8 protein-coding genes and 1 pseudogene are annotated in these 11,047 nt (G+C 43.4%); 4 read left to right on the plus strand and 5 right to left on the minus strand.

Annotation, left to right across the window (positions count from 1 at the left end):
- Positions 1-174: 174 nt before the first annotated feature.
- The 3 genes from AB0756_RS19700 to AB0756_RS19710 all read right to left on the minus strand — a co-directional run bounded on the left by AB0756_RS19700 (position 175) and on the right by AB0756_RS19710 (position 5,421).
- A complete protein-coding gene (locus tag AB0756_RS19700; protein ID WP_038080432.1) occupies positions 175-2,556 on the minus strand; it encodes a phosphoketolase family protein in 2,382 nt (793 codons plus the stop codon).
- 849 nt (positions 2,557-3,405) lie between these two features.
- Positions 3,406-4,140 (minus strand): ribosome maturation factor RimM, encoded by a 735-nt coding sequence (gene rimM / locus AB0756_RS19705; protein WP_237265998.1) that lies wholly within the window; start codon positions 4,138-4,140, stop codon positions 3,406-3,408.
- The gene (locus AB0756_RS19710; RefSeq protein WP_038080434.1) at positions 4,141-5,421 is read right to left on the minus strand and encodes a valine--pyruvate transaminase; all 1,281 of its coding nucleotides are present in this window, start codon (positions 5,419-5,421) and stop codon (positions 4,141-4,143) included.
- 485 nt (positions 5,422-5,906) lie between these two features.
- On the opposite strand from AB0756_RS19710, the gene AB0756_RS19715 reads away from it, so the two are divergent.
- Positions 5,907-7,037: a S1 RNA-binding domain-containing protein gene (locus AB0756_RS19715; protein ID WP_038080436.1), complete on the plus strand. Its 1,131-nt coding sequence runs from the start codon at positions 5,907-5,909 to the stop codon at positions 7,035-7,037.
- A 607-nt stretch (positions 7,038-7,644) separates the two neighbouring features.
- Positions 7,645-8,595: a class I SAM-dependent methyltransferase gene (locus AB0756_RS19720; protein WP_038080437.1), complete on the plus strand. Its 951-nt coding sequence runs from the start codon at positions 7,645-7,647 to the stop codon at positions 8,593-8,595.
- A 435-nt stretch (positions 8,596-9,030) separates the two neighbouring features.
- Here AB0756_RS19720 and AB0756_RS19725 read toward each other — a convergent pair whose 3' ends face one another.
- On the minus strand, positions 9,031-9,645 hold the full coding sequence (locus AB0756_RS19725) for a GPO family capsid scaffolding protein (RefSeq protein ID WP_167844798.1): 615 nt from the start codon (positions 9,643-9,645) through the stop codon (positions 9,031-9,033).
- A gap of 94 nt (positions 9,646-9,739) precedes the next feature.
- On the opposite strand from AB0756_RS19725, the gene AB0756_RS19730 reads away from it, so the two are divergent.
- On the plus strand, positions 9,740-9,865 hold the full coding sequence (locus AB0756_RS19730) for a hypothetical protein (protein ID WP_272900007.1): 126 nt from the start codon (positions 9,740-9,742) through the stop codon (positions 9,863-9,865).
- A gap of 59 nt (positions 9,866-9,924) precedes the next feature.
- A pseudogene (locus tag AB0756_RS19735) lies at positions 9,925-10,035 on the plus strand (two-partner secretion domain-containing protein); the annotation flags it as partial.
- Between the two features lie 418 nt (positions 10,036-10,453).
- Here the strand turns inward: AB0756_RS19735 and AB0756_RS19745 are convergent.
- A partial coding sequence (locus AB0756_RS19745; protein WP_408104002.1) for a hypothetical protein occupies positions 10,454-11,047 on the minus strand: 594 nt, incomplete at its 5' end.

Here is an 11,047-nt window from a genome sequence, read left to right on the forward strand (position 1 = left end):
AGTTAGGGATTGGGAATTTGTCCGAATCCTCAGTCCCTTCTTGACCCAATCCTGCCAATGTATGTTAGCGAAAGCCAAGTTTAATTGACATCTTTTAAGATTTGTAAGGGAGGGTTAGTTGTTAGTCGTTAATGGCTAGTTGTTAAAAAAACCACCAACCACTAACAAATTCCTCTAGTACGGCCACTTCCATTCACGAATTTCTGGCATATCTTCGCCGTACTTGTGAATGTAGTGTTTGTGCTCAATGAGCTTGTCTTGCAGTGCCTGCTTCACGTAAGCTGCTTTGTATCCCAGTTGTGGTACGCGATTAATGGCGTCCATAGCTAGGTGGAAGCGGTCTAAATCGTTGAGGACTACCATGTCAAAAGGTGTAGTTGTTGTTCCTTCTTCCTTGTAACCCCTTACGTGGAGGTTTGCATGGTTCTGGCGACGGTAGCTTAAACGGTGAATCAACCAAGGATAACCGTGGAAGGCAAAGATAATTGGTTTGTCAGTTGTGAAAATGCTGTCAAAGTCAGCGTCGCTAAGTCCGTGGGGATGTTCGCTTGCGGGCTGGAGTTTCATTAAATCTACAACGTTCACTACCCGTACCTTGAGATCGGGGAAGTTTTGCCGCAGAATGTCTACAGCTGCTAAGGTTTCTAGTGTAGGAATATCTCCCGCACACGCCATCACTACGTCTGGTTCTCCACCTTGGTCGTTACTTGCCCAATCCCAAATACTTAAGCCTTTGGTGCAGTGTTTGATCGCCGCATCCATGGGAAGGTATTGCAATGCGGGTTGTTTTCCAGCGACGATGACGTTGATATAGTTGCGGCTTCGCAAGCAATGGTCGGTTACAGACAACAAGCAATTGGCATCAGGTGGTAAATATATCCGAATTACATTTGCTTTCTTGTTGACCACTAGGTCAAGAAAACCGGGGTCTTGGTGAGAGAAACCGTTATGGTCTTGACGCCAAACGTGAGATGTGAGCAGGTAATTGAGAGAAGCAATTGGTCTGCGCCAAGGAATATGATGGCAGGTGTCAAGCCACTTGGCGTGCTGGTTAAACATGGAGTCTACGATATGGATAAACGCCTCGTAGCAGGAGAAGAACCCGTGGCGACCCGTCAAAAGGTATCCTTCCAACCAACCCTGACACGTTGTTTCGCTCAGAATCTCCATGATTCTACCATCGGGTGATAGGGCATCATCATAGGGATACTTCTCAGCTAGCCAAGTCCGGTCTGTCACTTCAAAAATAGCATCTAAGCGATTTGATTTGGTTTCGTCAGGACCAAAGATGCGGAAGTTAGCGCTATCTAAGTTGCGTTTCATCACATCTCGCAAAAACTTTCCAGATACCTTTGTGGCTTCACCAATTGTTCTGCCAACTTCGGTAACATCGATCGCATAATCGCGGAAGTCAGGCATTTTCAAATCGCGCAGTAAAAGACCACCATTAGCGTGAGGGTTATCGCTCATGCGTCGGTGTCCTTTGGGAGGTAATTCTAACAGTTCTGCGATCGGTGTACCATTTTCATCAAAAAGTTCTTCTGGTTTGTAACTTCTCAACCACTCTTCTAAGAGTCGCAAGTGATCTGGATTGCCTTGTAACTCGCCAAAAGGAACTTGGTGCGATCGCCAGTAATCTTCTGTCTTCTTACCGTCAACTTCCTTGGGACCCGTCCACCCTTTGGGGCTTCTCAAAACAATCATGGGCCATTGCGGGCGTTGGGAGAAGCCATTATTCCGAACATCTTCCTGAATTTCTTTAATTTCGTGAGTGATGGTTTCTAAAGTAGCTGCCATCAACTGGTGCATGGTTTCGGGATCGGAACCTTCCACAAAGTAAGGCTTGTAGCCATAACCTATAAATAGGCTTTCTAACTCTTTGTGGCTCAAGCGTGATAGCACTGTTGGGTTAGCAATTTTATAACCATTGAGGTGAAGAATTGGAATGACCGCACCATCACGGACGGGGTTAAGAAACTTGTTGGAGTGCCAACTTGCAGATAGGGCTGCAGTTTCGGCTTCGCCATCCCCAATCACACACGCAACGATGAGGTCCGGGTTATCAAAAGCAGCACCATAAGCGTGAACGAGGGAATAACCCAATTCACCGCCTTCATGAATAGAACCGGGAACTTCCGGCGTACAGTGGCTACCGATCCCGCCGGGGAAGGAGAACTGTTTGAAAAGTTTTTTTATTCCCTCAGCATCTTGAGATACATTGGGGTAATACTTGCTGTAAGTCCCTTCTAAATAAGTATTCGCAACTATTCCAGGACCGCCATGACCGGGACCTGCGATGTAAATCATGTCCAGATCGTACTTTTTAATAATCCGGTTGAGGTGAACGTAGATAAAGTTCAGACCGGGAGTTGTTCCCCAGTGTCCCAAAAGTCTGGGTTTGATATGTTCTACTTTCAGTGGTTCTTTCAGCAGTGGATTGTCCAGCAAATAGATTTGTCCCACCGAGAGATAATTCGCTGCACGCCAATAGGCGTTCATCTTCTGCAGTTCGTCATCTGATAACGGCTTTGTCTGCGGACGGCTCGCTAAAGTCATATGAAAACTCCTTCACAAAAGGATGTTTGCAGATTCCCACGTGTAAGTTTATTTGCCACCGATATAGGGATCATCATACCGATGACACAATACTATAAAACTTGCGGTTATACGAACCTGACCTAAGTAAGGTAGGTATGTCTGATGTAGTATCTCCTTTTGGGGAAGCCATCAGACTGAGTGGGTTATTTTTTACATAGCAACAAAACCATATAAACTAGGTTTAATTACTTCTTGTGAAAGGCTAACAAATGAAGTCCATTCTTGCTAGTTTTGTAACAAATATTTTATTTCACCTTAAAATCATCATTAATTTTTTAATTGTCAAAATCTTATTTTTCCCACTTCGTTCTGCCTTTTGATAGAGGTTTAACACATGGGTTCTCCAGTACTGCCTTGGGTTAGATTAAATCTCGATTAAGAAATAGGGTAATTGGATTAAATAAATTTTTCTTATAAAAAGATCTCATTATAAATAGATTGCAAAAAATAAAAATTTTTACTCTAATAAAAGTAATTAATAAGCTGCTAGATCGCTGATTTCTTATAGAAGTCGGGGATCGGGGCAAATTATGAAACGTACCACTAGTCGTTCATGTCATTATTGTTGCTAAATTTGTTGAGTTGTAAGTGATTTTTACGGTGCTTTCAGCCCAACTCCAAACCTATTAAAACTAATGACACGTATCGATAGTTTTCATCAAATTTTTTGATGATTATATCCATTTATATATGCTAACATCCGTTTTAAACAATTATCTCAAAGAAACTGTGTATTTGTTGCCTAAAGTCAGATAATTTTGACTAAAATAAGCATTGTAAATACTCAGGAAAACTGTCCGCTCCAAACTAACTGTAAATTTCCAGCAATCCTGATGGCGGAGTAATCTCAACACGACCACCTTCTAAATCCACAATAGGCACAATTGCCGTGACAAAAGGAATCAAAACAGTTCTTTGTGCCTTATCCCTTGAAGAATCCAGCCGTACCTCTATCAGGTCATGCCCTGCAGAAAGCAAATCTACAATCGTTCCTACAAACTCTCCAGATTCTTGGATATAGACTGACAAACCAATCAAATCCAAGACATGATACTCATCTTCCCCCAATTGGGGGCGATCGCTCTCCAACACCAGTAACTTATAACCCCGCAACTCCTCAGCCCGATTGCGATCCCCAACCCCAGATAACTTAACAATATACAAATTTTTCCCTTCGACATTGCGCCCCGCCAGTAACTCAATGGGTTGGGGTTCCATTTGCGCCGGACACCACAACCAGCGTTTTCCAGGAACCTCAAATCGTTCTGGAAAATCCGAGTTCGATAACACGCGAACTTCACCATGCAAGCCCTGGGCAGCAACAATTGTACCAATCTCTATCCAACCATCAGGGAATTGAGGGGGAGATGGGGAGAGGGGGGGATGGGGAGAGGGGGGGATGGGGAGAGAAGGGGATGAGGGAGAAGTAGATTGTCCCCTTGTCCTCTTGTCCCCTTGTCCTCCGGTTCCCTTACCTCCTTGTCCCCGTCTCCCCTTCTGCTTCATGTCCTTTTTTGCGCTCTTCGCGTCTTCGTAGTTCATTCAAACACTCACAGCGGATGTCTGATAAATCTGTTGTACAACCTTTGCCAAACGCTCCATACCAGTCGCAATTTCCTCATTGCTACCAGTCAAGCTAATGCGTACACACTGTTGCTTGTGTACCCATTCCTCCTGCAAGCCGGGGAAAAAGGTACTTCCAGGTACAACTATAACACCCACCTTTTTCAGTTCTTGATACAATTCCCAATCTGTCATGGGTAAATCTTGCAACCACAACCAAGCAAATATCGCCCCTTCCCCTCGATGGAGGAACCAAGGTAAATGTTCGGGCATAAACTTGTTCAAAGTACTTTCCAAAACAGTAAACTTGTTTTGGTAAAAGGGACGAATCACAGAAGTAGAAATTCCTGCTAGCGCACCAGAGTTAATGGCGATCGCAGCAATTGCCTGTCCGTACCTTGATGCATGGAGACAGGCATTGGTTTGGAAGCATTCCAAAACTTGAATAATTTTTTCATCACCGATAGCAATCCCAACACGTTCTCCTGGTAACCCTGCTTTCGATAAACTCATGCAGTGAACAATGTTATCCCCAAAAATCGGCGTCAATTCAGTGAAGTTTAATGCTGGGAAAGGAGGACCGTATGCTGAGTCAATAAACACTGGCACATCATAAGGCGCAGCGAGGGCAGCAATTTTCTTCACCTCATCATCAGTCAAGACATTACCTGTGGGATTACAGGGACGAGAGAAAATGATACAACCTGTTTGTTCTGTAATCGACAAGTTGCTAAAGTCCGGGCGGTATTTAAACTGATGCGCCCCTGCGTTTATATCTAGTGTTGGCTTGTAAGCAATGAGTGAGTCTGGTACCAGCGTGACGCCACCATAACCCGTGTAGTCCGGACTTAAAGGTAAAACAATTTTTTTCAGTTCTCCACTAGTGGTGTAGCCGCCAAAAGCATTAGCAGCATAGAAGTAAAGACTTTGACTCCCTGGGGTAATCAAGATGTTGCGATCGCTCAACTTTAGCCCAAAGCGGTGATTAAAATCATTGACAACAGCCTCAATCAATGGTGCATAGCCCTGACTCGATCCGTAGCGGCAAACAACCTCGCCATAATCGGGGCTAGAGAGCAATTGTGCAGTACAATCTCGCCATAACTGCTCAACTTGCGGCAAAATCAAAGGATTGCCAGCACTCAAATTTATCAACTGCCCCGTACTAGATTGTAAAGTTTCGATAATGTCCTTCATAATGGCTCTAACGCCAGTTAGTTTGGACATATTGACGCCGAATTGAGTCAGGGCAGGGTTCATAAGCGATACAAAATGACTGTTAATTTACTAAATGGACATATTTATGGCACGGTTGCTGCTGACAGAAGAAGTTTGCCAAGAGCCACACTGCCACTTCTCTACCACTGTAACTAGTGAATCACGATATCGTACAGCAGTACTTTCTTTATAACTGTTCTCGTCTGTAGAATAAAGATACAAATTTGATAAAAAATATATAGTACAGTATACGGTTAAGCTTACAGCAATTTTCAGATCGACAAGCACTAGTACAGCGCGACGGAAATCTTCCGATAATGTATGTCACCAATGGACGTCCTTTGTAAGTCTATTTGAAGGGTTTAGCTGCTTATCATTGAACCTTTTAGGTACAACCGCACCTAAAATAGCCTTATTACTCATCCAGAAAGAAAATGTTAAAAAAAATACTTCATAATTTGTGTGTAGCTTTGACGATGCTAAATTGGTTTTGTCTATAAGCGATCTCGATATATTGTTTTGAATCAATGAGAGTGACCCTTAAGCAATCTAAGAATGAAGGTATTCTCAGAGGATGGATTTTGCTTGGTATAGAAGCCGATGATATTTGCACTCAAATTTGGACATCATCTACTTTCGATCCTTATCAAGAACTGTACATCTGGCTGGGGCAAATTCGAGGCTCTCAACTACCTGCAAAAATGATAATAGATGAGGAAGGTCATGGAGTAGAGCTGATAGCTGAGCGTTTGAGCGATCTACTTGTGCAATTCCATATAGAGCCGTGGATGTGCGGTATCGATACTACGACACGTCTCAAGATTACTACTGAACGTTGTGAATTGATTGAAGCTTTTCATGATGGGATCGTCAAATTTCTGAAAGATGAGTATCAACCATCACAATGGTCGCTGCTTGATAATTTGAGCAATACAAATTGGCAAGCTTTGCTCAAGCCGGGTAATATTAGGGGTCAAAATTGGCAAAAACGTTTGGCAATGTACGGGGGAGGACGTGACAGAGGTAGCGAAACCGGACGTGAAATTGTATGGAACCAACTAACACTAAAACAACAATGGCTGGTAAATTTACACGATGCAATGTTATGGGCTATAGATTTAACAGCTAACGATCGGCGCACAGAAGCCTACGCATTGGTCAGCTTCTACAAAAATATACCAATCGATCTTGCTTTAGATGAATTAGATGCAAGTTGGTATGAGAAGCGAAGAATTGAGCTAAACAAAAAATCTGGACTGCATGAGAATTCTATCGAAAGACGAACACCATTAAATCGTGCTGCTTTAGCAAAAGCAAGATTCAAAACGCTAAAACTTGGTCAACTGGTAGATGGTAGTATTTGTCGAATTCGCTCCTACGGTGTCTTTGTTGATATTGGTGGGTATTATGCACTATTATCTACCGCCACAATTTCCCAACAGCCTGTTGAGCACCCAGAGTTGGTTTTTCAAGTTGGGGACTGGGTTAGAGCAATAATTGTCTGGATTGATGTTGACAAAGAGCGCGTGTCACTCTCAACTAGTGATTTAGAGAATGAACCAGGCGATATGCTTAGAAACCCATTAGTTGTGTATGAAAAAGCAGAAGAAATAGCAGCAAGATATCATCAGAAAGAATGTAAATATGATACTTTTTAAAACCCAATTCTTTAACCAGTAAACACAAAATATATAAGTAGTTCTGGATATTTGGGCTTGTGCCAAAAGAACGAGACTGCAACAAAGGAGGACGACGCTGCACGAACGGGGGTGATCTTTACCATTGTGACCCAGCTTGTAGACCAGTGGTACGAATACCTCAAGCAACGCGGTGTAAAATTTGAAAAACCGCCTGCATTTAACACAAAGTATAAAATATACCACTGTTTTTGCGCGTTCCCGATGCTTATTTGATTGAAATTCAACAGTTTGAGACTGATGGAGCATCTGAAATCTGCGCTCCGGCAGTATAGCCGAAATCCCTAAAATCTCATAGTTTTTCGCTCGTCAATTTACGGTTTCGATGAATTCGCCAACAAAATCACATTACAAGCGGACTCGCTTTTTTGGACTTTGGACAAAAAATTTAAAAAATATATAAGTCCTCTAAAAAAGAGAGACAAACCAATATAATAATAGCTATCGAGCCCCATTAAATCTTAGTTTAGCCAGTTTTATTTAATGACATGGGTAACTGATAACCCTGATAGTTATATTAGTTTCCACCTATCTACTTAGTGCTTTTGCCTTTATTTTTTGCAAGCCGATGAACAACAAACTAAAACCAGACTGGGCCGGAGAAAATATGCTCTCCAAGTTCGTCAATCTCCTAATCCAGACTAAACCCATCTATAAATTGATGAAACACCAAGCAAGGCTTGTACTCATCAAAACTGCTGAAAAAAACGGCATTCCTTGGCGCAAAAACTACGAAGCACTCAAATCATCGGGAGTCAAACAACAACTGGCAAAGGTGACTAACCCCGATATTGTTTATCCTGACTACTACAAAGTTCCTTTCCATGCTTACACTGAGGGCAATCTTTGCTGGGACGCGGCTTTTGAAACGGAGTCAGCTACTTACTCAATGGCGTTACGGGTTTGGCCGAAAGAAAACTTGACTTGCTCGGTTGCTCATGCACGCTTACGAGGTAGCTTTCATCAAGTTCTTGCAACCTATGGGCCTTCTGAAGTGCGGGATATCTTAGACATCGGTTGCTCCGTGGGTATTTCTACCCTGGCACTACACCGTTACTATCAACAAAAGCAGGAGCATCCTGTACGTACAGTGGGTCTTGATTTGTCGCCGTATATGCTCACTGTCGCTCGCCATTTGGATGTCAATGATGAGATAGCGGAATGGATTCACGCCCAAGCCGAAGATACAAAACTCTTAGATAACTCCTTCGATTTGGTGACACTCCAGTTTGTTACCCATGAACTTCCAGGCTATGCTAGCAAAGCAATTTTCGCAGAAGCTCTGCGGCTGCTGCGACCTGGTGGGGCGATTGCATTGGTAGATAATAATCCAAAATCCCAGGTGATCCAAAACCTGCCACCAGTTCTATTTACGTTGATGAAAAGCACCGAACCCTGGAGCGATGACTACTACACTTTTGATATTGAAAAAACATTGTCAGATGTAGGTTTTGCTCAACCCATTACCGTGGCTAGCGATCCCCGTCATCGTACTATTGTCAGTAGAAAGCCTGATTGAGAAAACAGAAGTACTTAGGCATTCTCGTACTTTCCACAAAACATTGCAGAAAGTATACAACTGTCTGTCCAAAATGTAAAAAATTTTCAATAGTTGAAAAACCAAGAATAGCTGGTTTGACAGAATGTCTATATTGTCTAGCAAGTTTTTATATTTGTGAAAGAAATGATGAATTTGATAATTTATTAAGTTAAAGGTGAAATTTAGATATAGAGTAGCTATAGATGTAAACTGCTAGAAACGATTGATAAAAACTGTACTTTGTTGCAATTCTATTAGGTGACTGGTGAATGGGGGCGGTATAACTTCAGTCGTATCACGTTGCTTATTGCATTCCAAAACCTACGCATAAGGGCGATAAGCTGAGTACAGCTTGCGCTTCGCGATAAGCTGGGTACAGCTTGCGCCAAGGGCGATCGCTTTGTTGAAAGTGATTTACTGGCTGATTGGATGATACAAACCATCATCTTTATAGCGCCAACCCGTTTTACTTGTATCCCGACCTCGAGACCACTTCTCAAACTCGACTTCGCTCAAATTTTTCCTTTGTTTGATTAGGGTGGATACCTCAACTGCCAATCGGCGAGCTAAATTTTCTTCAGTAAAGGGCTGAAGTTCGAGAGGCTGCTGTACGACGTAGGGATTGTTATACGGTGTTCTGTATCCCTTTCTTTGACCGTATTGTTTCTGTACAACGGCTCCTTCGAGTATGGTGATCTTCAGTGTAACCGCTTCTAGCTTCTGTTCTAAACTGCCCAAGGATTTCTCTAACTTCGCTATCGATTTGCTATCGGTATCGCGATTTAAGTCAGTCAATCGGGATTCCAATTCCTCTACCCTTTCGACTAACTGTCTTACTGCTTCACTATCCGTCCCAAAATCGCTATCGCTATTGCTATCAATATTTGTTATCAAATCCTGCAACCCTTGAAGCAGGGCTTTCGTATGACCTTCCCTATGGAGTCGAGCCAACTCCTTCACCACCGGAATCAGCACGGTGGGGACGCGGAGCATTTGACTGGGTGGGGACTGTTTTGATGGAGATTTCAACGTTGACTAACCTTGATAGCGAATTTGCTGACGATAATGCTATCAACATAGCATAGCATTAACTTCACAGCTTGATTAGTGCGGAGGTAAGTAGATGAGGATAACTGTTAAGGAGTTGTTGCAGCGTTATGGTGCTGGGGAATGGGATTTCAGTGGCTGGAAAAGTTCCATCGGGATACAAAAAAAATTGCTGAATACAGTACAAAACCTCCACAGATAACTGCGGTGGTGTAACAGTACGGTCGGGATATTCGTGGACGGTGATGCGGCTGGGTGTGGAATCCGAATGGCATTGTGTTTGGTGCCAATGCTCGCTTAGATATAGGTGGTTCGTTGATTGGAAGTACTGCAAATAGTCTAAAATTTGCAGATGGGACGGAATTTAGAGCAAAGCCTGAAGGCGTTAATACAGCAATGGGAATTTTGGAAGTGCCGCAGGAGTTGCAAGGACGACAACTTAGTCTATGGACTTCGAGTTATAGTCCCAAACCCGCGTTCTCTCCTCGAGCAACTGTCACAAGGACAACGGCAAATCAAGGGTTTGGGGCAGAAATTCTGCGATGGGCGACAGAAGTCCAAGAATTGCTGCTTCCAAAATCAGTCGGGTTTGGGCGATCGCGTTTAGCCCCGATGGTCAAATGCTGGCGAGTGGCAGTGATGACCAAACGATTCGGCTCTGGAATGCACGCGACGGCACCTGCCTGGTGGTTTTGCAGGTTTAAAATCCCCTGTGTTTCAACCAGGGGAGATGTCAAGTGGTTCATAGCGCTAATTAAAGTCCAGGCTTCTCAACTTTGCCTGGTTTGAATTAAACGCTGGCTTCTTCAAATAACCGATTCAGACTAGCGACGAACTCCTCTATCTGTACCTTATCCATCTCGCGCCACCCATCAAATCCCAGGAGGGATGTGACAGTTTGTTGGCTAACCGGATAAAATTCAGCAATCGTATGTGTTGATACCCATAGTCGGACTTTTCCATCCATCGCAGGCTGTCCCGAAATAATAAACAGGCATTGAGAGGAATTTCTTCGCGCAGTACATAGCAAGTGAGCCGCAGGACTAATCATCAGGTTAGTAGGCCACGGATTCAGTGTAAGATGGTGTTTCTTAGCTGCTTGTATCACCATCTGAAATTCTTTGCCAATGCCATGAGCCTCAGCCATCGCCATGAGTGCTTCTACACTTAAGCGTTGATTTTTCAGACTGGTTGTCAATTGCCTTCCGTTTGAGGAAGCAACCCGATGTGTTATTGGGGATAGTTCAGACGACTGCTCTTGCGTGGGCACAGTTGTGCGATCGCTTTTAGCAGTTCCCTGCTGTAGCTCCGAGCGCTGGTTAAATGCCTCTGTTAACGAGCTCACACAAGCTTGCAACTGCTGAATTTGTTGCTCTAGCCCGGT

The sequence above is a fragment of the Tolypothrix campylonemoides VB511288_2 genome, assembly GCF_045999855.1.
Lineage (GTDB): Bacteria > Cyanobacteriota > Cyanobacteriia > Cyanobacteriales > Nostocaceae > Scytonema > Scytonema bouteillei_A.

Bases quoted from the DNA above. Each gene is read 5' to 3' on its own strand.
- AB0756_RS19700 (WP_038080432.1), bottom strand. From the start codon at position 2,556: ATGACTTTAGCGAGCCGTCCGCAGACAAAGCCGTTATCAGATGACGAA.
- rimM (WP_237265998.1), bottom strand. From the start codon at position 4,140: ATGAACTACGAAGACGCGAAGAGCGCAAAAAAGGACATGAAGCAGAAG.
- AB0756_RS19710 (WP_038080434.1), bottom strand. From the start codon at position 5,421: ATGAACCCTGCCCTGACTCAATTCGGCGTCAATATGTCCAAACTAACT.
- AB0756_RS19715 (WP_038080436.1), top strand. From the start codon at position 5,907: ATGAGAGTGACCCTTAAGCAATCTAAGAATGAAGGTATTCTCAGAGGA.
- AB0756_RS19720 (WP_038080437.1), top strand. From the start codon at position 7,645: ATGAACAACAAACTAAAACCAGACTGGGCCGGAGAAAATATGCTCTCC.
- AB0756_RS19730 (WP_272900007.1), top strand. From the start codon at position 9,740: ATGAGGATAACTGTTAAGGAGTTGTTGCAGCGTTATGGTGCTGGGGAA.